Source organism: Mycobacterium sp. 2YAF39, from assembly GCF_052114565.1.
In the GTDB taxonomy this organism is placed as follows: Bacteria; Actinomycetota; Actinomycetes; order Mycobacteriales; family Mycobacteriaceae; genus Mycobacterium.
Genome location: NZ_JBFREZ010000014.1, coordinates 78,777 through 101,227 on the forward strand (window position 1 = coordinate 78,777; position 22,451 = coordinate 101,227).

22 protein-coding genes are annotated in these 22,451 nt (G+C 65.7%); 5 read left to right on the forward strand and 17 right to left on the reverse strand.

Translation table 11 applies throughout. From position 1 onward, the window contains the following. Positions 1 to 24 precede the first annotated feature (24 nt). Genes AB4Z42_RS27170 through AB4Z42_RS27185 form a run of 4 tightly spaced genes read right to left on the reverse strand, consistent with a single transcriptional unit; the run spans position 25 to position 3,925 of the window. Entirely contained in the window at positions 25 to 774 is a 750-nt protein-coding gene (locus tag AB4Z42_RS27170; RefSeq protein ID WP_442012349.1) for a succinate dehydrogenase/fumarate reductase iron-sulfur subunit, read from the reverse strand. Further along, entirely contained in the window at positions 774 to 2,687 is a 1,914-nt protein-coding gene (locus tag AB4Z42_RS27175) for a fumarate reductase/succinate dehydrogenase flavoprotein subunit (RefSeq protein WP_442012350.1), read from the reverse strand. Before AB4Z42_RS27175 ends, AB4Z42_RS27170 begins: the two co-directional genes overlap by 1 nt. A gap of 59 nt (positions 2,688 to 2,746) precedes the next feature. Further along, the gene (locus AB4Z42_RS27180) at positions 2,747 to 3,583 is read right to left on the reverse strand and encodes a hypothetical protein (protein WP_442012351.1); all 837 of its coding nucleotides are present in this window, start codon (positions 3,581 to 3,583) and stop codon (positions 2,747 to 2,749) included. A gap of 45 nt (positions 3,584 to 3,628) precedes the next feature. Continuing rightward, positions 3,629 to 3,925: a hypothetical protein gene (locus tag AB4Z42_RS27185; protein ID WP_442012352.1), complete on the reverse strand. Its 297-nt coding sequence runs from the start codon at positions 3,923 to 3,925 to the stop codon at positions 3,629 to 3,631. A gap of 110 nt (positions 3,926 to 4,035) precedes the next feature. Here AB4Z42_RS27185 and AB4Z42_RS27190 point away from each other — a divergent pair, with 110 nt between their 5' ends. The 4 genes from AB4Z42_RS27190 to nirD all read left to right on the forward strand — a co-directional run bounded on the left by AB4Z42_RS27190 (position 4,036) and on the right by nirD (position 8,082). Continuing rightward, positions 4,036 to 4,794 (forward strand): isocitrate lyase/PEP mutase family protein, encoded by a 759-nt coding sequence (locus AB4Z42_RS27190; RefSeq protein WP_442012353.1) that lies wholly within the window; start codon positions 4,036 to 4,038, stop codon positions 4,792 to 4,794. Between the two features lie 9 nt (positions 4,795 to 4,803). After that, positions 4,804 to 5,112, forward strand: a complete 309-nt coding sequence (locus AB4Z42_RS27195) for a hypothetical protein (RefSeq protein WP_442012354.1) — start codon at positions 4,804 to 4,806, stop codon at positions 5,110 to 5,112. A 67-nt stretch (positions 5,113 to 5,179) separates the two neighbouring features. Then, positions 5,180 to 7,738 carry a nitrite reductase large subunit NirB gene (gene nirB, locus AB4Z42_RS27200; RefSeq protein WP_442012355.1) on the forward strand — a complete coding sequence of 853 codons (2,559 nt, stop codon included), beginning with the start codon at positions 5,180 to 5,182 and terminating at the stop codon, positions 7,736 to 7,738. Next, positions 7,735 to 8,082: a nitrite reductase small subunit NirD gene (gene nirD / locus AB4Z42_RS27205; RefSeq protein WP_442012356.1), complete on the forward strand. Its 348-nt coding sequence runs from the start codon at positions 7,735 to 7,737 to the stop codon at positions 8,080 to 8,082. Before nirB ends, nirD begins: the two co-directional genes overlap by 4 nt. A gap of 11 nt (positions 8,083 to 8,093) precedes the next feature. Here the strand turns inward: nirD and AB4Z42_RS27210 are convergent, their stop codons facing one another. The 13 genes from AB4Z42_RS27210 to lysE all read right to left on the reverse strand — a co-directional run bounded on the left by AB4Z42_RS27210 (position 8,094) and on the right by lysE (position 18,513). Then, the gene (locus AB4Z42_RS27210) at positions 8,094 to 8,861 is read right to left on the reverse strand and encodes a superoxide dismutase family protein (RefSeq protein WP_442012357.1); all 768 of its coding nucleotides are present in this window, start codon (positions 8,859 to 8,861) and stop codon (positions 8,094 to 8,096) included. Between the two features lie 74 nt (positions 8,862 to 8,935). Next, positions 8,936 to 9,628: a sirohydrochlorin chelatase gene (locus AB4Z42_RS27215; protein WP_442012358.1), complete on the reverse strand. Its 693-nt coding sequence runs from the start codon at positions 9,626 to 9,628 to the stop codon at positions 8,936 to 8,938. Then, positions 9,625 to 10,773, reverse strand: a complete 1,149-nt coding sequence (locus AB4Z42_RS27220) for a uroporphyrinogen-III synthase (protein WP_442012359.1) — start codon at positions 10,771 to 10,773, stop codon at positions 9,625 to 9,627. The genes AB4Z42_RS27215 and AB4Z42_RS27220 overlap by 4 nt, the downstream gene beginning before the upstream one ends. 173 nt (positions 10,774 to 10,946) lie before the next feature. Next, complete coding sequence (locus tag AB4Z42_RS27225; RefSeq protein ID WP_442012360.1) at positions 10,947 to 11,534, reverse strand: GNAT family N-acetyltransferase; 588 nt, start codon at positions 11,532 to 11,534, stop codon at positions 10,947 to 10,949. Between the two features lie 90 nt (positions 11,535 to 11,624). After that, positions 11,625 to 12,512 carry a 5-oxoprolinase/urea amidolyase family protein gene (locus AB4Z42_RS27230; protein WP_442012361.1) on the reverse strand — a complete coding sequence of 296 codons (888 nt, stop codon included), beginning with the start codon at positions 12,510 to 12,512 and terminating at the stop codon, positions 11,625 to 11,627. Then, on the reverse strand, positions 12,509 to 13,213 hold the full coding sequence (locus AB4Z42_RS27235) for a 5-oxoprolinase subunit B family protein (RefSeq protein WP_442012362.1): 705 nt from the start codon (positions 13,211 to 13,213) through the stop codon (positions 12,509 to 12,511). Before AB4Z42_RS27235 ends, AB4Z42_RS27230 begins: the two co-directional genes overlap by 4 nt. Positions 13,214 to 13,298: 85 nt before the next feature. Beyond that, on the reverse strand, positions 13,299 to 14,003 hold the full coding sequence (locus AB4Z42_RS27240) for a queuosine precursor transporter (protein ID WP_442012363.1): 705 nt from the start codon (positions 14,001 to 14,003) through the stop codon (positions 13,299 to 13,301). A 12-nt stretch (positions 14,004 to 14,015) separates the two neighbouring features. Next, positions 14,016 to 14,918, reverse strand: a complete 903-nt coding sequence (locus tag AB4Z42_RS27245) for an ABC transporter substrate-binding protein (RefSeq protein WP_442012364.1) — start codon at positions 14,916 to 14,918, stop codon at positions 14,016 to 14,018. 13 nt (positions 14,919 to 14,931) lie between these two features. After that, positions 14,932 to 16,041: a YeiH family protein gene (locus tag AB4Z42_RS27250; RefSeq protein WP_442012365.1), complete on the reverse strand. Its 1,110-nt coding sequence runs from the start codon at positions 16,039 to 16,041 to the stop codon at positions 14,932 to 14,934. 145 nt (positions 16,042 to 16,186) lie between these two features. Next, a complete protein-coding gene (locus AB4Z42_RS27255) occupies positions 16,187 to 16,486 on the reverse strand; it encodes an EF-Tu/IF-2/RF-3 family GTPase (protein ID WP_442012366.1) in 300 nt (99 codons plus the stop codon). Next, a complete protein-coding gene (locus tag AB4Z42_RS27260; RefSeq protein ID WP_442012367.1) occupies positions 16,486 to 17,316 on the reverse strand; it encodes an SDR family oxidoreductase in 831 nt (276 codons plus the stop codon). Before AB4Z42_RS27260 ends, AB4Z42_RS27255 begins: the two co-directional genes overlap by 1 nt. Beyond that, on the reverse strand, positions 17,317 to 17,901 hold the full coding sequence (locus AB4Z42_RS27265; protein ID WP_442012368.1) for a TetR family transcriptional regulator: 585 nt from the start codon (positions 17,899 to 17,901) through the stop codon (positions 17,317 to 17,319). 12 nt (positions 17,902 to 17,913) lie between these two features. Continuing rightward, positions 17,914 to 18,513, reverse strand: coding sequence for an L-lysine exporter (gene lysE / locus AB4Z42_RS27270; RefSeq protein WP_442012369.1), 600 nt, complete (start codon positions 18,511 to 18,513; stop codon positions 17,914 to 17,916). Positions 18,514 to 18,887: 374 nt separating this feature from the next. On the opposite strand from lysE, the gene AB4Z42_RS27275 reads away from it, so the two are divergent. Then, the coding region (locus AB4Z42_RS27275; RefSeq protein WP_442012370.1) for a non-ribosomal peptide synthetase at positions 18,888 to 22,451 on the forward strand (3,564 nt) is incomplete at its 3' end.

The window sequence follows — 22,451 nt, forward strand, 5'->3', positions numbered from 1 at the left end:
GGAGTGCCTTCCTCAACCTCGCGCTTACCTGCGGAAGAGCTTGTTTCCCAGCCACACCACCGGGTCGTACTTGCGATCGGCCGCGCGCTCCTTGAGCGGGATCAACGCATTGTCGGTGATCTTGATGTGCTCGGGGCACACCTCGGTGCAGCACTTGGTGATGTTGCAGAAGCCGAGGCCGTTCTCTTCCTGCGCCTGCACCGCACGGGTGTCGCGGGTGTCCAGTGGATGCATGTCGAGCTCGGTCTGACGCATCAGATACCGCGGGCCTGCGAAGGCCTCCTTGTTCTCCTCGTGGTCACGCACCACGTGACAGGTGTTCTGGCACAGGAAGCACTCGATGCACTTGCGGAACTCCTGTGACCGGTTCACGTCCTCCTGCATCATCCGGTATTCGCCCGGCTGCAGGTCCTTCGGCGGGGTGAACGACGGGATCTCCCTGGCCTTCTCGTAGTTGAAGGAGACATCGGTGACGAGGTCGCGAATCACCGGGAAGGTCCGCAGAGGCGTGACCGTGATGGTCTCCGTTTCCGAGAACGTCGACATCCGCGTCATGCACATCAGCCGCGGCCGCCCGTTGATCTCGGCCGAGCAGGACCCGCACTTGCCCGCCTTGCAGTTCCACCGCACGGCCAGGTCGCCGGTCTGTGTCTGCTGCAGTCGGTGGATGATGTCGAGCACCACCTCGCCCTCGTTGACCTCGACCGCGTAGTCCTGCAGGTCGCCGCCGCTCTCGTCGCCGCGCCATACCCGCATATTCGCTTGGTAGCTCATCAGGCTCTCCTTGCCGAATGGTTGACGAGTTCCTCGGGCGTGAAGTACTTCTCCAGCTCTTCGACCTCGATGAGCTCGAGCAGGTCCTCGCGCATCGGGATCTGGTCCTCGCGGGTGATAGTGATGTCCGGCACGACCACGTCACCCTCGGCGCGACACACCAGCAGCGTCTTACGCCAGGTCGAATCCATGGACGGATGGTCGTCGCGGGTGTGCCCGCCCCGGCTCTCCGTGCGCTCCAGCGCCGCCATCGCGATGCATTCGCTGACGATGAGCATGTTGCGCAGGTCGATCGCCAGATGCCAGCCCGGATTGAAGAGCCTGCCGCCCTCCACCCGGACGCGCTTGTACCGCTCCCGCAGCTCCTTGAGCTTCTCGATCGCCTCGGTCACCTCGTCCGCCTTGCGGATGATGCCGACGAGGGTGTTCATCGCGTCCTGCAGATCCAGCTGGAGGGTGTACGGGTTCTCGGCGGCGTCGCCGTTGCTCGGCCCCTCGAACGGATGCAGCGCCAGCTCTTTGGCGTCGGTGATGGCGTCATCGGACACCTTCGGCCGGTCGGAAAGGGCGCGTACGTAGTCGGCGGCGCCCATTCCGGCGCGCCTGCCGAACACCAGCAGGTCGGACAGCGAATTGCCGCCGAGCCGGTTCGATCCGTGCATGCCGCCCGAGCACTCGCCCGCGGCGAACAGCCCCGGTGTCTTGGCGGCGCCGGTGTCGGGATCCACCTCCACACCGCCCATGACGTAGTGGCACGTCGGCCCGACCTCCATGGGCTCCTTGGTGATGTCCACCTCGGCGAGCTCCATGAACTGGTGATACATCGACGGCAGCCGGCGCTTGATCTCCTCGGCAGGGAGCCGCGACGCGATGTCGAGGTAGACGCCGCCATGCGGGGTGCCGCGGTCGGCCTTGACCTCGGAGTTGATGGCGCGGGCCACCTCGTCGCGGGGGAGCAGATCGGGGGTCCGGCGTGCGGAGTCGTTGTCCTTGAGCCACTGATCGGCTTCTTCGACGGACTCGGCGTACTGGCCCTTGAACACCGGCGGGATGTAGTCGAACATGAAGCGCTTGCCCTCGGAGTTCTTCAGCACTCCGCCGTCGCCGCGCACACCCTCGGTGACGAGGATGCCCTTGACGCTGGGCGGCCACACCATGCCGGTCGGGTGGAACTGGACGAACTCCATGTTGATCAGCGTCGCGCCGGCCCGCAACGCGAGCGCGTGACCGTCGCCGGTGTACTCCCACGAGTTCGACGTCACCTTGTAGGACTTGCCGATGCCGCCGGTGGCCAGCACCACCGCGGGGGTCTCGAACAGGATGAAGTTGCCGCTCTCGCGCCAGTACCCGAACGCGCCCGCGATCCGGTCGCCATCCTTGACCAGGTCGGTGATGGTGCATTCGTGGAAGACCCGGATGCGCGCCTCGTAGTCGCCGAACTCGGCCTTGTCCTCCTGCTGCAGCGAGACGATCTTCTGCTGCAGTGTGCGGATGATCTCCAGGCCGGTGCGGTCGCCGACGTGGGCGAGCCGGGGGTAGGTGTGGCCGCCGAAGTTGCGCTGGCTGATCCGCCCGTCCTTGGTGCGGTCGAAGAGCGCACCGTAGGTCTCCAGCTCCCAGACTCGGTCCGGTGCTTCCTTGGCGTGCAGCTCGGCCATGCGCCAGTTGTTCAGGAACTTCCCGCCACGCATGGTGTCGCGGAAGTGGACCTGCCAGTTGTCCTTCGGGTTCGCATTGCCCATCGCGGCGGCGCAGCCACCCTCGGCCATCACCGTGTGCGCCTTGCCGAACAACGACTTGGTGATCACGGCAACCCGTAGACCACGCTCACGCGCCTCGATGACCGCACGCAACCCTGCGCCGCCGGCACCGATCACGACGACGTCGTACTCGTGCCGCTCTAGCTCACTCATCAACTCTCACTTCATCTTTCGAACCGGGACTATGGAATGTCCTGGAATGTCCTGGAATGTCACGGAATGATCGGCAGGTCTTTGAGACCCAACGAGACACACATGATGTAGAAGTCGGTCAGCATCAATGTGCCGAGCGTGATCCACGCGTACAGCTTGTGCCGAGTGTTCAGCCTGCTGATCTGGCTCCACATCCAGTAGCGCACGGGGTGTTTCGAGAAATGCTTGAGACGCCCACCGACGACGTGCCTGCAGGAGTGACAGGACAGGGTGTACACCCAGAGCATGATCACGTTGACCCAGAGGATCAGGTTGCCGACGCCGAACCGGAAGCCGCTCTCGGGCAACATCGCCATCACCGCGTCGTAGGTGTTGATCACCGAGATGATGCCCGCGATGTAGAAGAAGTAGCGGTGGGTGTTCTGGATGATCAGCGGGAACCGTGTCTCGCCGGTGTACGTCGCGTGCGGTTCGGCCACTGCGCACGCGGTCGGCGACTGCCAGACCGAGCGGTAGTAAGCGCCGCGGTAGTAGTAACACGTCAGCCGGAACAGCAGCAGGAACGGCAGCGACAGCGCCGCGTACGGCAGGAACCAGACGTCGGGCAGGAAAGTGCCGAAATGGGCTGCACCTTCAGGGCATCCGGACCCGGTCGCCGCGTTGTAATTGACCACGCAGGGCGAATAGAACGGCGTCAGGTAGTTGTACTGCTCGACGTAGAAGTGGTCCTGCATGAACGCCCGCGCCGTCGCGTAGATGACGAACGCCGCGAACCCGAGATCAGTCCATATCGGCGACTTCAACCAGTTGTCGGTGCGCAGGGTGCGCTGCTTGATCTCGGCACGGCCCGGCGAAAAAACGCCGGTCGCCTTGCGGTCGGCGGTGGGTGCGCTCACTGTTGCCTTTCGATGTTGAGGTGTCCCGGGGCTATCGGGACGGCCCTATCGGGTGCCGCCGAGACCTTCGTCGTCGACGTCACGCCAGAAGTCCTTGTCGTACGCGGTGTCGGGGATCGCGATCCTTTCACCGGCGTGGTGATGATGAACCACACCACGGGCCAGCTCCAACTCCTCGGCGTCGATATCGAGCCGGTCGATGTCGTTGAGGATGCGTTCGGCGTCGTTGACGATCCGGCGCGTGGCGGGGCTATCGCCATACCTGGATGCCAGCGACGTGACACACCGCCGCAGGCTCCCGATTAGCTCGTGCAGCTCGGCGAGTTCGGTAGTGCTGGACAATTGACCTCCTTGGGCTGAAGGGTGTCAGGCATCACGTTACGACACCTGCGGCTAGTCACATCATGCAGTACGTAGTGAGACAGATCACGTCTGAACCGGAGGTATGCCCGATGTCTGACCAGGTCCTCGAGAAGCGCGCCGACTCGCTGCTCTCCCTGCACCGGCCCGGAAACCCGGTGGTGCTGCCGACGGTATGGGACGCCTGGTCGGCGAGGCTGGCGGTCGATGCGGGGTTTGCCGCGCTCACCGTCGGCAGCCACCCGCTTGCCGATTCCGTCGGCAAGAGCGATCAGGAGGGCATGACGTTCGAGGACGTGCTGGCCCGGGTGAGCCAGATCACCGCCGCCGTCGAGGTGCCGATTTCGGTGGACATCGAATCGGGCTACGGCGAACCGGCCAGCCGCCTCATCAATGGGCTGCTGGAGGCAGGTGCGGTCGGGCTGAACATCGAGGACACGGTCCACAAGGAGGGCGGCCGGCTGCGCTCGGCCACCGAGCACGCCGAACTCGTCGGTGCCCTTCGCAGGGCCGCCGATGAGGCCGGCGTTCATGTGGTCATCAATGCGCGCACCGACCTGTTCATCAGGGCCGACGGCGATGAATCGGACCGGGTGGATCGCGCGATCGCACGGCTGACGGAGGCCGCCTCGGCAGGCGCCGATTCCCTGTATCCGGTGGGTCGGCACGAACCGGACACATTGCGGCGCTTGACCTCTGAGCTGCCGTTGCCGGTCAATGCGATCGCGGTGCCCGAGCAGGACGACCCCGCCTCGTTCGGGCCGCTCGGCGTCGGGCGGATCAGCTTCGGCCCGTTCCTGCAGCGGGCGCTGTCCGCAAGCGCACAATCGATCCTGCAGCGCTGGGCATAGCATTGCGCCGTGGCCGACGACGACGAGCCGATCTGGGCTGATCAGAAATCGCTCATGGTGGCCGCGGGTGCGGCGGTACTGATCCTGGTCGCGATCCTGGCCTACGCGGTGATCCAGACCTCGGATTCGTCGCAGGTGCCCGAGACGGTGTCCGTCCCGTCGTCGTCGGCGACCCCGTCGACGTACACCACGTCCTCGACGACCACCACCAGCTATTCGATGCCGAGCGTCGAAACGAGCGAGGACAACCCCATCGTTCCTCCCCCTGCCGGTCCGCCTCCTCCCGCTCCGCTCACACCCGGCGGTCCGCCGCCGTGAGCACACCGTGATGGCCGCTTCACACAAGGCGACATAGCGGCAATATCGGCTCCCTAGCCTCAGCGACATGCAGTCTTCAAAAAATGTCGTGGTCGTGGGGCACGGCATGGTCGGTCACCGCTTCGTCGAGGCATTGCGCTCACGCGACACTGCCGGTCTATGGCGGGTGACGGTCCTCGCCGAGGAGGCGGACGCCGCATACGACCGCGTCGGGCTCACCGGATACACCGACCACTGGGATCGCGGGCTGTTGGCCCTGCCCGGCAACTCCTATCCCGGCGACGACCGGGTGGACACCCGGTTGGGCAGCCGGGTGACCGGTATCGACCGCAGCGCGAAGTCGGTGCTGACCGCCGACGGCGGCCGGATCGACTACGACTCGCTCGTCCTCGCCACCGGCTCCTACGCGTTCGTTCCTCCCGTGCCCGGCCGCGACCTGCCGTCCTGCCACGTGTATCGCACCCTGGACGACCTCGATGCGATCCGCGACAGCGCGCAGCGCAGCGTGGCCGCAGGCGTCCCGGTCGGGGTGGTCATCGGTGGTGGTCTGCTCGGCCTGGAGGCCGCCAACGCCCTGCGCTCGTTCGGGCTGCACGCGCACGTCGTCGAGATGGCGCCGCGCCTGATGGCCCAACAGCTCGACGAGGCCGGCGGGGCACTGCTCGGCCGGATGATCGGCGAACTGGGAATCACCGTGCACACCGGCGTCGGCACCGACAATATTGCGCCGGCACAACGCAATCGGCCCGTCCGGCGCTCCGCCGCCGATGATTCGATGCGGGTGACGCTGAGCGACGGCACGTTCATCGACACCGGCGTTGTGGTCTTCGCGGCAGGCGTGCGTCCACGTGACGAACTGGCCCGGGATGCCGGATTGGCGATCGCCGACCGTGGCGGCGTGCTGACCGACCTGTCCTGCGCCACAGGGGATCCCAGCATCTACGCGGTCGGGGAGGTGGCGGCGATCGACGGTCGCTGCTACGGCCTCGTCGGTCCCGGCTACACGAGTGCCGAGGTGGTGGCGGACCGGCTGCTGGGCGGTGAGGCGGAATTCCCCGAGGCCGACATGTCGACCAAGCTCAAACTGCTCGGGGTCGACGTGGCCAGCTTCGGCGACGCGATGGGCGCCACCCCTGATTGTCTGGAGGTGGCGATCAACGACGCCGTCAACCAGACCTACGCCAAACTCGTGCTCTCCGATGATGCGAAGACCCTGCTTGGCGGCATCCTGGTGGGGGACGCCTCCGCGTACGGCATTCTGCGGCCGATGGTGGGCGAGCAGCTGCCCGGCGACGCTCTGGCGCTGATCGCACCGGCCGGATCCGAGGGCGGCGGCGGGTTGGGTGTCGGTGCGTTGCCTGCTGCCGCGCAGATCTGCTCGTGCAACAACGTCACGAAGGGCGACCTGAGCGAGGCCATCGCGGGCGGATGCTGCGATGTCGCCGATCTGAAGAAGTGCACGCTGGCAGGCACCTCCTGTGGTTCGTGCGTCCCGCTGCTCAAGCAACTTCTGGAGTCCGAGGGCGTCGAACAGTCGAAGGCGCTGTGCGAACACTTCAGCCAGTCACGCGCGGAACTTTTCGAGATCGTGGCCGCAGGCCCCTCCGAGTCGGTCCGGACCTTCTCGGGTCTGATCGAGCGGTTCGGCACCGGAAAGGGTTGCGACATATGCAAACCCGCTGTCGCGTCCATCCTGGCGTCGACGAGCTCCGAACACATCCTCGACGGTGAACAAGCGTCGCTGCAGGACAGCAACGACCACTTCCTGGCCAACATCCAGAAGAACGGCAGCTATTCGATCGTGCCGCGCGTGCCCGGCGGTGACATCACCCCCGAACAGCTGATCCTGATCGGCGAGATCGCAAGGGATTTCGACCTCTATACCAAGATCACCGGAGGGCAGCGCATCGACATGTTCGGTGCGCGGGTGGACCAGCTGCCGGAGATCTGGCGGCGGTTGGTCGAGGGCGGTATGGAATCCGGACATGCCTACGGCAAGGCGCTGCGGACGGTGAAGAGCTGTGTCGGCAGCGACTGGTGCCGTTATGGGCAGCAGGATTCGGTGCAGATGGCCATCAATCTCGAACTGCGCTATCGCGGGCTGCGGGCCCCGCACAAGATCAAGATGGGCGTCTCGGGTTGCGCGCGAGAATGCGCCGAGGCGCGCGGCAAGGACGTCGGTGTCATCGCCACCGAGACCGGATGGAACCTCTACGTCGGCGGCAACGGCGGCATGACGCCCAAACATGCCCAGCTGCTTGCGGGCGACCTCGACGACGAGACACTGGTGCGCTACATCGACCGGTTCCTGATGTTCTACATCCGCACCGCTGACCGCCTGCAGCGCACCGCGCCGTGGGTGGAGAGCCTCGAGGGCGGGCTGGATCATCTTCGCGATGTCGTCTGCGATGACTCCCTCGGGCTGGCCGGCGAATTCGAGGCGGCCGTCGCCCGCCACGTCGAGGGGTACGCATGTGAGTGGAAGGGTGTGCTCGAGGATCCGGACAAGCTGTCGAGGTTCGTATCCTTCGTCAACGCGCCCGACGTCGCCGATCCGACCGTCGAGTTCACGCAGCGGTCGGGCCGCATAGTTCCCATCGGACTACCGAAGGTGCCGCAAAAGTGACTCTGCTCAACGACGTTCAGGTGTGGACCACAGCGTGTGCCTATGACCGGCTGATACCGTGCCGCGGCGTCGGTGTGCTGCTTGCCGACGGGACGCAAGCGGCGCTGTTCCTGCTGGAGGACGGCACCCTGCACGCGGTCGGCAACATAGATCCGTTCTCGGGCGCCGCGGTGATTTCGCGCGGCATCGTCGGCGACCGCGGCGGGCGTCCGACAGTGCAGTCGCCGATCAAGAAGCAGGCGTTCGGCCTCGATGACGGGGTCTGCCTCGATGATGCTGATGTCGCGCTTTCCGTGTACCCGACGCGCGTTACCGCAGACGGGAACGTAGAGATCGGCGCCTGACCACGCGGCGATCAACCGCCATTAGGGCCGGGCAGTGGGGGCACGGTGATCTCCGGGATGGTCGGGGGCTGGATCACGGTGACGGTGCTGGTACTCGTACTCGGTGCGACGCTGGAACTGGACGTGGGAGGCGCCGATGTCGTCTCGGTGGCGGTGGCCGGTGGAGCTGTGGGGGCCGCGGTCGTGGTGACGGTCGATGTCTCGGTCGATGTCGAGACGGATGTACTGGTGGCACTCGCCGGGCTGAGCACGCCACAGGCGACGGGCTGGTCGGCGGCGGCATCCTCGGCACCCATGCCGGAGCCTTCGTGGAGCAGGATCGCCGAGCCGTCAGGGCCCTTGAGCTGATCCTGGGTGAAGCTGTCGCTGGTGGCGACGAGTTTGCCGGCACCGTCGGAGCGCACCAGCAGAGGCGGGAGATCCCCACTCGCGGGCTGTCCCGTATGACCGGGTGCCTGGAAGTGGTCGCCTGCCGAAGTGAAATCACCTTCACACTTGCCGACCGCATGGATGTGCAGGCCGTGGAAGCCGGGCGAGAGGATTCCGGTCCCGACGGTCTCGATGGTCACCGTGGCGTACCCGTTGGTGAAGTCGATCGTCGCATCGGCAACCTGTTCACCGTCGGCCGTCTTCAGCTGGGTCGTCAGTGTCTGAGCGCCGGACGCCGATCCGGATGTGGTCGACGTCGACGAGTTGTCAGCGGGCTGGTTCGCGCAACCGCTCAACGCGGTGACGGGTGCGGCGATGAGAGCGATGGCGGCGGTGACATGCTTGATCATGAGGTCGGACGTACCCCTGGGGCAGTCGCGACAAACGCCGAGTCACCCCTGCTCTTCCCAAGTCAAAGATCCTGCTACACAGACACCGCCACGCGGGCGCGGTGAAACCGGTTCGCGATCAGCCGCACCATCGCGGGATGCGACCCCAGCGGATCGGTTACGGTGTCCGCGCCGCTGTGGCGTAGCCGATCCTGAAAAAGGCCATCCGCCAACAGGTATGACGCCACCACCACGCGCCGGGCTCCGCGCCCGCGGAGTTCAGCGACCGCGTCCGCCACATGAGGCTCGCCGGTAGCGGCGAACGCCAACTCGACGCGTGAGCTGGTGAGCGCGGACACCCACGCTGCCATCTTGTGCAGGTCGCTGCGGGCGGCCGGATCCGACGTGCCCGCGGCCGCCAGGATCACGGAGTCGCCTGGGCGCCAATCGCTTTGGATGAGACGGTCGGCAACTGTGCGGGCCACCTGCGGACTCGGGCCGAGGGCCTCGGTGATGACGACGTCGGGATGGCCGCTCGCCGCCACATGCGCGGGGATATCGGCATTGACGTGGTAGCCGCGTGAAAGAAACGCGGGTACGACGACTGCCGGTGCGTCGAGACCGCGTAATACCTCGCTCGGCGTCGGACCGAGAACATCGACGAACGCGACGTGAACCTTGGTTCCCAGCGACGCGGAGACGCGTTGCGCCAGATCGCCGATCAGTGCGACGCCGGACTGCTTGCGAGTGCCGTGCGCCACCAGGACGTGTGCCGCCGGGAGGCTCATAGTGCGTGCGCCATGTCCTCATCGACGGCCAACCGATAACCCCGCTTGACCACGGTCGACACGATGTTCTTGTCCCCCAGCGCCGTTCGGAGCCGCAGCACCGCCGTCTCGACGGCATGCGTGTCGGTGCCACTGCCGGGTAGCGCAGCGAGCAGCGCATTGCGCGACACCACTGCACCGGGCTGATGCGCGAGCGCCCGGATCGTCGCCATCCCCGCGGGGGACACCGCCTTCACCACGCCGTCGACGAGCACACACGTACCGCGGATCTCGAGCACATGACCGGCGACCCGGGATGTTCGCGCGCACAGCAGCGGAAGTTCATCGGTGATGTGACGCGCCAACGCGCCCAGCCTCATTCGTTCCGGTGCGGACGTCGGCACACCCAGTCGCACCAGCGGGCGGGCGGTCACGGGGCCCACGCACATGGCGTGCACGCTGGTGCGCAGGGCCGAGAGCACCCGGTCCTCGATGCCCATCTCCGCCGCGCGCATCAGGACCGACGCGACCGCAGGCGCGGAGGTGAAGCTCACCGCATCGAATTTCTCCTCAGCGATGCCGGCGACGAGTTGATCGAAGTCACCGTTGTAAGGCGGTGGGCGCCAGCGGTAGACACGGATCGGCACCACTTCGGCGCCCGCCGCGCGCAGTTCGTCGAGGAACTCCGGGTAGGGATCCCAGTCCTCGGTGGCACCGTGCAGTTGCACCGCGATGCGCTGCCCGGTGATGCCGCCCTCGACGAGGTAGTGCAGAAGCTCACGGGACGACTCGGACTCGGGGGACCATTCCTCGGGCAGCCCCGCAGCCCGCAGCGCTCCGGTCGCCTTGGGGCCGCGCGACACGATGCGCGCCTTGCCCAGCGCCGCGATCAGATCGTTGGCCAGCCCCCAGCCGTCGGCCGCCGCAACCCAGCCGCGGAATCCGATGCCCGTGGTCGCGATCACGATGTCGGGGGGCACAGCGATCAGTGCCTCCGTGTGCGTGCGCAGCGCGTCATCGTCCGGAAGCGGCACCATGGTGATCGCCGCCGCGCTGGTCACGGTGGCCCCGCGGCGTTCCAGCAGCGTGGTCAGTTCCTCGGCACGCCGAGCGGACGTCACCGCCACCCGGAAGCCGGTGAGCGGTGCCCAGTCAGGCTCACTCATGTCACCTGTGTATTCAGCGCATGTTTCCAAGTGATTACTTCGCCATTGCCTGGACGTGTCAACGCTCGTCGGCATTCCATAACACCAGGTTAGAGATGCTCTATTGCCCGAGAGTGCTGCGCCGTGACCCCGCCGTGAACTTCCGCTCACGCGGTGGGCGACGGTTGTGTGAGCTACCAGACGTCGCCGTCGCGCCAATCGCAGGTGATTTCGGCGGTGGTGTCCAACTCGAGGCCGACGGGCAAAACGAAGAGGCCGTTGTCGTCGTCGGGAGTCCGTGATAGCCCGTCGGGCGCCAGCACCGACGTCGGCCCCTGCCACGGCAGCCAGCCGCGGGCGACGTAGATGGGCCGGCCCGCCTCGGATGCGCTGAGCGCACCGAGTTGATACGCGCCGCGCAACACCTGTTCCGCGGCGTCCATCACCGCGCTCGCAAGGCCTTGTCCCCGACGGTCTTCCCGAACGGCTACACCCTCGATGTAGCCGCAGCGCAATGCGGTGTCCCGATAGAGCAGACGGCGCTGCACCACCGCGGCGTGCGCGATCAGAGCCCCGTGGTCGAAGATCAGCGCGTGCATACCGCCGAGCGAATGTTCCCAGTCGACGTCGGTGAATTCTCCGGCGAACGCGTCGATGACCATCCGGCGCGCATCCTCGCGGGTCTCGTTGTCGAGATCGGAGGTGTGGATCAGGCGGGCGCTGTGGACGCGAGGAAACGATTCCTCACGTACGTGAGAGGCGCTGAAGCTGTGCGCGTGCACACTGCCGTTTCTACCAGGAATCCGCTGCCGTGCGAACGTTCCTTACCGCTCGGATTCTTTCGGGCGGTAAGGAACGTTCGGCCCCTCGGCTCAGTGGGATGGGCGGCGCGGACGTGACCAGTGCATGCGTACGGTCTGCCCGGGCCTTATCTGGGCGACGCGGTCGATGTCGTCGTCGGCGACCACGCCGATCACCGGGTACCCGCCCGTGACCGGGTGGTCCGGGCCCAAGATCACCGGAAAACCGTTCGGCGGCACCTGAATTGCCCCGCGGGTCGCGCCCTCGCTGGGGAGCTGGCGGTCGGGCCAGCGGTACTCCAGGGGCATCCCGACGAGCCGCATCCCGACGCGGTCGCTCTTGTTGGTGGCCTGCCAGTTGGTGCGGACCAGCACATCCGGGTCGGTGAACCAGTCGTCGCGAGGTCCCGGCACCACCATCAACTCGAGGGCGTCGTCCTCGATCGCGGCGACCGGCGCCTGATCCAACTCGGGGAACTCGTCGCTGTGCTCGCCGATCGGCAGGACGTCGCCGGACGAGAGCGGCAGCGGCCCGATCGCCGACATGACGTCATAGGACCGGGACCCGAGCACCGGCTCGACGTCGATGCCGCCGCGTACCGCCAGATAGGTCCGCAACCCTGAATGTGGTGCGCCGAGCGTGATCACTTCACCGTCATGGGCGTAGTGAATGCTGTTCGTGCCGAACGGAATCCCGTTGATCGCCGGATCGGTGTCGGCCCCGGTGACGGCGATCGCGACACCCTTCTTGTCGCCGCCTCGCACCCGCGCCGTCAGGCCACCGAACGTCACCTCGATCGTGGCGAACTCGCCGGGGTTGGCGACCAGCCGGTTCGCCAAGGTGTGCGCGCGGCGATCGGCGGCACCCGAGCGGCTCACGCCCATGTGGGCCAGGCCGGGCCGGCCGAGATCCTCGATCAGCGACAGTGGACCCGCACGCAGGATTTCCAGAGTGGTCATGACTCCCCCTCCTGACCAACCGCCCGGAACTGCACCCACATGCCCGGGGTCAACAACGCCGGTGGCTCACGGTCGACGTCCCACAACGCCGCCTGGTTCTCGGAGATGCGCCCGATCAGCTGCCAGCCGCCGGGTGACTCGCGCGGGTACACGCCGCTGAATTCGCCTGCGAGGCCCACAGATCCCGCGGGGACCTTGGTCCGCGGCTCGGCCCGCCGCGGCACCTCGAGTCGGCCGTCACCTCCGACCAGATACGCGAACCCCGGCGCGAAACCGCCGAATCCGACGCGCCACAGCGTCCCGGTGTGTACGGCGACGACCTGGTCGGCGCTCAACCCGGTGAGCCGGGCGACTTCGTCGAGATCGGGTCCGTCGTAGACAACCTCGATCTCGACGTCGGCGCGCGCATCGTCGGGCACAGCCCCGTCCGGGCCCGCGTCGGATGTGACGCGCAGCTTGCCCAGTCGCTGCCGGGTGGGGGCCTGATACCGGGCATCTTCCAGTTTGATCAGCACGGTACGAGACCCCGCGACGATGTCGAGCACACCGAGCAACTCGGCGTCGGTGATCGCTGCCGACCACGCCAGGACTTCGTCGGTGCTGTCGAACTCCAGTAGCAGGGCATGGTCCCCGTAGTCACGGATCATCATGGGATCCGCGCCTTTCGTGTTGGCGTCCATCAGATCCGCTGTCACGCTCATGGCATCAAATTACCCGCGAGTAGCCAGCATTATTCCTGCTCTTGGGATGCTCTTCGAACCTTGCCAGAGGAGCCTTAACGACGCCTCACACGGCGGGTTGATACGTGGGCTCGCGACGCTTGATGTACGCGATGACCCGATACGTCACCGGCAGCACGACGATCTCGACGAGCGTCTTGTACACCCAGCCCAGCGCCACGTACGTGAGGAAGTCCCGCCACGTCGTGATGCCGATCGCGCCTGCGGCGATGGCGCAGAACACGACGGTGTCCGCGAATTCGCCGACGATGGTGGATCCGATCAGCCGGGCCCAGAGATGCTTCTCTTTGGTGCGGGCCTTGATCTTCACCACCACCCACGCATTGAGCGTCTGTCCGACGATGAATCCGGCCAGCCCGGCGATGATCAACTGCGTGAACGGTTTGACGACGGCCTCGAACGCCGCCTGGTTGGTATAGAAGTCCGCCGCGGGAAGGTAGGCGGTGAGCCAGAAGGTGAATGCCGCGATGGCCTCCATCACGAAGGCGATGTAGATCGCTCGCCGGGTGGCTTTGAAGCCGTACACCTCCGACAGCACGTCGCCGATCACGTACGTCATCGGGAAGACGATGAACCCGCCGTCGGTGATCAGAGACCAGTCGCCGATGATCGGCCCGAACGCGATGCCCTTGGTGGCCGACACGTTCGAAATCAGCACCAGTCCGGTGAAGATCGCGACCAACGCCGGATAGTAGGCCGATCCCGTGGTCGCAAAACCTCTGTTTTCGGACTCGGTGCTGGTGTCGGTCACCCGGACATCTTGTCAGGCGATCGCCCTGGCGATGAGCGCCGGCAGCCGGTCTGCCACCAGCGGATACGACAGCGGCGAGGCGAACGCGATCGCGCCCGCGAGGTCCTTGTCGGTGAACGCGTTGCGCCGCCGATTGATCTTCGGGTCGGCCAGCAGCGCGGCCCGCTGTTCGTCGCTTTCGGTGGCCCAGATCAGCACATCGGCTGCATCGACGCCGTCGGCGACGGCCATTCCCATCTGCGTGAGGAATTCGCTGCGCCAACCGGGGGACATCACGACAGGACCATCCGGGCCCAGGGTGCCTTCCAGCAGCAGCGCCTTCTTGCCTGCGAACTGCGCGTTGTCCTTGCCCGCGGTGGCGAACTTCTCATCGACGGCGGTGATGAGCGACTGCATCTCGTCGTGTTTGAACACCGCCTGCCCGATGGCGTTCGCCTGGTCCTTCCACGGTTCGAAGAACGCGTCCTGGCCGGACTGCGCGATCGTCGGGGCGATCGCCGCCAGCTTGTTGTAGGTGTCCTGGTCGAGGCCGGCGTTGGTGGCGACGATCAGATCGGGCCGAAGCGTTGCGATCTGGTCCACCGGGACGCCGTCGACGAGATTGAGCACGACGGGTTGCGCACCGCCGAGTTTCGGCTGCGCCCAAGGCCATACCGCGAACGGCTCGCCGCCGAACCAGTCCGTCACCGCGATCGGTATGACGCCGACGGCCAGCAGGTCGTCCTGTCCGGTGAGGCCCGCACTGACGACCCGCTTGGGCGGTGCGGGGACCTTGGTCTCGCCGAACACATGCTTGACCGTGACGGACCCGTCGTCGGCGACTTCGCCCGGCTTCTTCGACGAGCATGCGGCAACGGTCGCCGCCGCCCCGGCCGTCAACGCGAGGAAACCCCTCCGGGACAACGAAGCAGGCACTCGGCGAGCGTAGCTAACTCACCTCGAAACTGCCGAACAATAGGACGGCCAGGCCCAGCGCGACGACGATGTTGACGACCGTCGCCGAGGCGAACAGCGCGACGGGTCGCCAACCGGCTTCCTTGAGGCCCTTGAGCGAGAACTCGAGGCCGATCGCGACGAACGCGAAGATCAGGAACCAGGTGCGCAGGTCGTTGACGGTCGTGATCGCCGACTTGTCGCCGCCCCACTGCAGAAACAGCGTGCCGATGACCGACGCGGCGATGAAGCCGAGCACGAATTTCGGGAAGCGCTCCCAGAACTGTCGCAGCGACGGTGTGTCGGCGGACTTGCGCTCGACCTTGAACGCGAAGTACGCGGTCAACGCGATCGCAACGACGCCGATCAGGGCGTTCTGGGTCGTCTTCACGATGGTGGCGATCTGCAGGGCGTCCTCACCCGCGATTGCTCCTGCGGCGGCAACGGCCGCGGTGGTGTCGATATTGCCGCCGATCCATGCACCGGCGACGGCGTCGGACAGGTTGAGAACGTCTGCGAGCCAAGGGAGTAGGAAGATCGACGGAAGCGCGAAGGCGATCACCAGAGATGCGGCGTAGGCCAGCTGCTCCTTCTTGGCCTGCACCGCACCCGCGGCCGCGATGGCCGCACTCACGCCGCAGATCGATACGGCCGACGCCAGTAGCGCCCGCAGTTTGTCCTCCAGCTTGAGCACTCCGCCGAGCCACCACGTGAATCCAAACACGATGGTGATCAACAGCAACGCCTGGATGATCGCTGGTCCGGCGGCGGTGACAAGCACCTTCAGGTTGATCGACGCACCGAGAAGCACCAGTCCTGTCTTGATGAAGAACTCTGTGCGAAACCCCCGCGAGAGCGCGTCACGCAGAGTCAGTTTGGACAGGATGAAATTACCGATCAGCCCCAAAATGATTGCGTAGATGGGGAATTCGATGGACTTGGCGACCTTCGCGAATGGAGTGCCCGCCGCCCACTGCGGAACCTCCTGCTCCAGGAATCGGGTCGCGGCACCAAGCGCGATGACGACGAGTACTCCGGCGACCGCATAGCCGACGCCGCGGTCGCGGGCTCTTTCGCGGTTCTCGGTGGTGGCCTGTTCGGTCACGGGACCACGCTGCCGGGGATCGCTCCGACGAGTACAAGAGCCAGCAGAGCCAGGCCGGCGATGACGGCGAGCCAATCCTCGTTCATGCGCAGGAACGTAGCCAGCCGGTGCCCAGACGTCACCGGTTGTGCTCAGCGCGAATCGATTAGAGCGGGGGCGCCTCGCCGTACGACGCGGACGACGAACCCGACGATGAGGAGGTGAGGACGTCGCCGCGGTTGAGCTGTTCTCGCTCGATTCCCTTCATCAGCACGCCGACGTTGTCACCGGTTGTGGCCTCGTCCAGCTGTTTGCGGAACTTCTCGATGGCGGAGACGGTGACGCCGGGGCCGCCGTTGATGTGCACGGTGTCACCGACGCGCAGCGTCCCGCTCTCGACGCGACCGGTCGCGACCACGCCGCGATTGCGGATGGCGAAGACGTCTTCGACAGTCATCTTGAACATCAGGAGTGCGCCAATCTCTTGTTGACCAGCCGGGTGAGCCACCCGGGCGAGAATCGGGAGCCGGTGGCCAGCACCTTGCTCTGCGAGCCGACCGGAAAGTGCACCTGGTGGATGGCGCGCCGCAGCTTCGACGGCTCGGTCGCGGCCACGATCGCGTCGGCGATCTCCTGCGCTGTCAGCCGAATACCGAGGGATTCGGTGGTTCCGGTCGCGAGATTTTCGGTCATCGCCGTCTGAACGTAGAGCGGCCACATCGCGATCACCCGGATGCCGTACCGCTCCCACTCGAGGTCCAGCGCCTCGGTGATGCCGCGGACGAAGAACTTGGTCGCGCTGTAGTTCGCGAGTTCGGCCTGACCGTAGATCGCCGACGCGGACGACAGGTTGACGACGACGGCCTTCGGCGTGGATCTCAGATAGGGAAACGCGGCGTACAGACCGTTCACCACACCTTTGGCGTTGATGTCGATCTCCTTTAGATGGCCCGCGATGTCCATCTCCTCGAACCGGCCTGCCCGCAGGATGCCCGCGTTGTTGATCATCACGTCGAGTCGGCCGCCCGCGGCATTCGCGAACTCGCCGACCCGCTGCGCCATCTCGTCCGAATCGGTGACGTCGAGGTGGCCGACTATCGCCGGAGCCGCTCGGCCGGCGACATTCGACCCTGTCGCGCCGAGTCGATCGATTTCGTCGGCGAGTGTCTTGAGCCCGACTTCGTCGATGTCGTAGCCACCGACGGTGAATCCCCGCCGCGCGAACGTCAGGGCGGTCGCCCTCCCGATCCCGGCTGCGGCGCCGGTGATGAACACGGATTTCTGTTGTCCCCTCATCTAGAGAGGCATACCAGCTTCGATGAAGTCGAGGGTGCGGTACATCCGTTTCACCAGGCCGGACTGGTGACCGCCCAGGGCCGCCATCAGTCCGCCGGCCAGCGCGCCGATGAAAACGCGTGACTCGAAGTCGTTGGGGTCGCGGCCGGTACGGCGACTCTCCGCCTCGGCGAGCTGTGCGATCGTGCGGTGGTACCCGTCGAGTTGGGCGGCCTTGAGCTCCGGCACCGCGAGCACGATCTGGAGGCGTTTGCGTTCGACCTGCCACTCGTCTGAGGAAACGGTGGCAAGAGTGAACTCGAGCGCGCGCCGAAACGCCTCCAACGATGGGACGTCGGCGGGCTGCGATGCCAGCGCCTCGATCATCACCTTGTCTACTTCGTTGGCCATCACCAGCGACTCTTTGCTCGGGAAGTAGCGGAAGAACGTGCTCGGCGCTATCTCGGCGGCCTCGGCGATCTGCTCGACGGTCGTGTTGGCGTAGCCGTTGGCCTCGAAGAGTCGCGTGGACTCGCGCAGAATCGTGTCACGGGTCTGGATCTTCTTCCGGTCCCGCAGCCCAAGCTCTGATTCCCCTGCCCCCATGGGTGAATTGTCTCAGGCCACGGCCAGCGACACGCCGAGTCCGATCATTGTCACGGCGATCAGACCGTCGAGGATGCGCCAGGTGACCGGGGTGGCGAACAATCCGGAAAGTCGACGCGCACCGAGTCCGAGGCTGACGAACCACACCACGCTGGCCGTCACCGCACCGACGCCGAAGAACCACCGCTGGTCGCTGTGTTCGTTGGCGAGTGTGCCGAGCAGGACCACGGTGTCGAGGTACACATGCGGGTTGAGCCACGTCAGCGCGAGGCAGGTGACCAGCACCTCGAGAAGTCGTGCGGGGCCGGTATCCGACGGGGTCAGCGTGGACGGATGCCAGGCGCGCCGCGCCGCGAGCAGCCCATAGCCGATCAGGAACGCCGCGCCGCCGAACCTGGCGATGTCGAGGGCTCCCGGATGCGCGGAGATCAGGGCTCCGATGCCTGCGATTCCCGCGGTGATGAGCACGATGTCGGAGACAGCGCACACCGCCACCACCGCCAACACATGCTCGCCGCGAATGCCCTGGCGCAGGACGAACGCGTTCTGCGCGCCGATGGCGACGATCAGCGTCAGAGAAGCGAGGAAACCGACGACCAGCGGGGAGTTCATATCGGCGACGGTAGCCACCCCGTCAGCATCAGTACATCTAAAGATTCTTCATCGACATCAGCATTACTAATGATCAAATTGGGGTCCGTCCTCTTTGCCGCGCTTTCGGTCGATCGGTGGCGCGAGCACCGCCGGCACATGCCTGCGCGCCGCGCCGCGCATCGTCGTCAACTCGGGGAATATTGCCCACGGCGAGATTCACGTCGGTCCAGCGGACTGGCGGTCGGGCAGGTAATTTACGGAGGAGTAGATTGCCCGCGCGCTTGGACCGCGGCGCATGAAACTCGATCGATTAGGAGCCGAGGGGTCCGCACAGGGGCAGTAGCGGGCCGCGGCTGGTGGCGTTTGGCCGTCGAAGGGTTAAGGGGTTGTGGATGGATCCTGAGGTCGGGGGGCGACCGCTGACGCGTGGCCAGTTGGACATTTTTCTCGCACAGGAACTGGGTCTGGCCGGGACGGAGTGGCAGCTCGGTCTTCTGGGAAGAATCGCAGGCAAGGTCGATCGCGACGCCCTGCAGCGGGCAGTACGTCTGGTGGTGGCGGAAGCCGAACCGGGCAGAACCGCCTTCGCCGAGGTCGGTGGTCGCGTTCGTCAACAAGCCGTCGACTATCCGGAAGTCGAGGTGGATTTCTACGATCTGATCGGTTTCGACGATCCGGTGGCGAAGGTCCACGAAATATCGTCGTCGATTCAGCGCATACCCATGTCGTTCAGCGGCCCGCTCTTCAAGTTCGTGCTTTTCCAGACCGCTCTCGATGAGTTCTTCCTGTTCGCCTGCTGCCACCACATAGCCATGGACGGAACGGGCATGGCGCTGGTCAGCCGTCGAGTCGCAAGCATCTACTCCGCGATTGTTTCCGGCCAACCCGTCCCGCCTGCCTACTTCGGCTCGCTCCAAGACTTGCTCGACTGCGAGTCCGAATACGAAGCGTCCCAGGACTTTCTCGACGATCAGGCGTACTGGAGCAGCAACCTTCCATCGGAGAGCGGAACGCAGTATCCGCAGGCTCAGACGACAAATGGGCGCGATCCCTTCGCCCCCGCTGAGCAGGTCCAACTGAACCCGTCCGTCGTCGGCCAATCAAAGAATCTTTCGAAGATTCTGCGCGTCCGTCGCTATTCGGTGATCACGGCGGCCAGTGCACTTCTGGTGCGTGGCTGGAGCGCCAACGGCTCGGACGTGACGCTCGACTTCCCGGTCAGCAGGCGAGTCAGCCCCGAGTCGAAGACGCTGCCCGGAATGCTCACCGGGGTTGTGCCGCTGGCGTTGAAGACATCGCCGGATGTGACCGTTGCCGACTTCTGTCGTGATGTCGACGCCCGTATCCGAAACCTGTTGAAGCATCAACGGTTTCCGGTTCGTACGCTCGAGCGTGACGGCGCCTCTGCTGATCGGGTAGCGATCAACTTCATCCCGGCGCGGCTCACTCTGGACTTCGCCGGTGCGCCGGCGACGGCGACATATACCAACCTCGGCCCTGTGCGTCACTTCGAGCTGGTCTTCCTGGGCTCCAGTGATCAACTCATTCTCAGCACCGCCGGTGCAGGACAGCCATTTTCGAACTTCGAGGTGTCGGATCTGGCGCGACGCCTGGAGCACCTGCTCGCGGCCATGGCCACTGATCCTGAGCGGCTGTTGTCGTCGATCGATGTGCTCGATACCGGCGAATTCGGCCAGCTCGATGCGTGGGGCAACCGGGCGATGTTGACGCAGCCCGTGCCGACGGTTCAATCGATTCCGGCGATGTTCGCAGCCCAAGTGACCCGCGCGCCCGAAGCGGCGGCGCTGACGTTCGACGGTCATCACCTGACGTACCGCGAACTCGACGAGGCCGCCGATCGGTTGGCGAACCTGTTGGCCGCCAACGGTGCACGTCCCGGTGAGCGCGTGGCGCTGCTGTTTCCACGTTCGATCGACGCGATCGTGGCGATCCTGGCGGTGCTCAAGACCGGTGCGGCGTATCTGCCCATCGACCCCGGGCATCCCGACACCCGTATGGAATTCATGCTCGGCGACGCCGCGCCGATCGTCGCGATCACCACGGCGGATCTGCGGTCGCGGCTGGAGCCGTTCGGCGTGCCCGTCATCGATATCAACGACCCCGACGTCACGGACCAGCCCAGCGTCGCGTTGCCGGTGCCCGCGGCTGACGACGTCGCCTACATCATCTACACCTCCGGCACGACCGGAACCCCCAAGGGCGTTGCGGTCACCCACGCCAATGTCGCCCAGCTGCTTGAGCCACTGGACGCCGAGCTGGCGCTGGGACAGGTGTGGACGCAGTGCCATTCGTTGGCTTTCGACTACTCGGTCTGGGAGATCTGGGGCGCGCTCCTTTACGGCGGTCGGTTGGTGATCGTGCCGGATTCGGTCGTTCGCTCGCCGGAGGATCTGCACGCGCTGTTGGTCACCGAGCAGGTCAGTGTCCTGAGCCAGACGCCGTCGGCGTTCTATGCGCTGCAGACCGCTGATGCGCTTCAGCCGGAGCTGGGACAGCAGCTGAAGCTTCAGACGGTGGTCTTCGGCGGGGAAGCCCTTGAGCCGCAGCGCCTTTCGACGTGGCTGTACAGCCATCCGGGACTGCCGCGCATGATCAACATGTACGGCATCACCGAGACGACCGTGCACGCCTCGTTCCGGGAGATCGGCGAGGCGGACATCGTCGGCAACTCCAGTCCCATAGGGGTGCCGCTGGATCACCTCGCCTTCTTCGTGCTGGACGACTGCATGCGGCAGGTGCCGGTGGGAGTGGTCGGTGAGTTGTATGTGGCCGGTCATGGTGTGGGTATGGGGTATTGGCGACGTTGCGATCTGACGTCGACGCGGTTTGTGGCATGCCCGTTCGGCTCGTCGGGGTCGCGGATGTATCGCACCGGAGATGTCGTGCGGTGGGCAGAGGACGGTCAGCTGCAGTATCTGGGCCGTGCCGACAAGCAGGTGAAGATCCGCGGTTATCGCATCGAACTCGGTGAAGTTCAGGCCGCGCTCGCCGCGCTCGACAAGGTCGACCAGGCGGCGGTGATCGTGCGTGAGGACCGCCCGGGCGACAAACGACTCGTCGGTTACCTCACCGGGTCCGCCGACCCCGCCGAGGTGCGCAGTGCGTTGGCTGATCGACTGCCCGCCTACATGGTTCCGGCGATGGTGGTGGTGCTGGACGCGCTGCCGTTGACGCTCAACGGCAAGTTGGACACGCGCGCTCTGCCTGCGCCTGAATATCGTGACGGCGAGCGGTACCGCCCTCCGACGAATGCTGTCGAGGAGATCCTGGCAGGCGTCTTCGCACAGGTTCTGGGTGTCGAGCGGGTTGGGGTCGACGATTCGTTCTTCGACCTCGGCGGCGACAGCATCTTGTCGATGCAGGTGGTGGCGCGGGCTCGGGCAGCGGGCGTGTTGTGCCGGCCGCGTGACATTTTCGTCGAGCAGACCGTGGCCGGGCTCGCCCGGGTGGCCGGTGTGGTCGACGGTGAGGGGGGTCCCGTCGATGAGGGGATCGGGCGGGTGGCGGCCAGCCCGATCATGGGTTGGTTGCACGACGTCGATGGCCCGGTCGACGAGTTCAACCAGACCCTGGTGGTGCAGGCCCCCTCAGAAGTGACCGCGGACGCCGTCGTGACGGTTTTGCAGGCGCTGTTGGATCGCCACGCCATGTTGCGGCTCCTCGTCGACGACGACGGCGCGGGCGGCCTTTCGTTGAACGTGCCCGAGGCGGGGGCAGTGGATGCGCGCGGTTGCCTGCAATCGGTGCACAGCTTCTCTGATGCCGCGATGGTCGAGGCGCGGTCGCGGTTGAACCCGGCTGCTGGTTCGATGCTCAGCGCGTTGTGGGTGACCTCGACGAGCCAGCTGGTGTTGATGATTCACCATCTTGCTGTCGACGGGGTGTCGTGGCGAATCTTGTTGGAAGATCTCAACATTGCCTGGGTTCAGCATCAC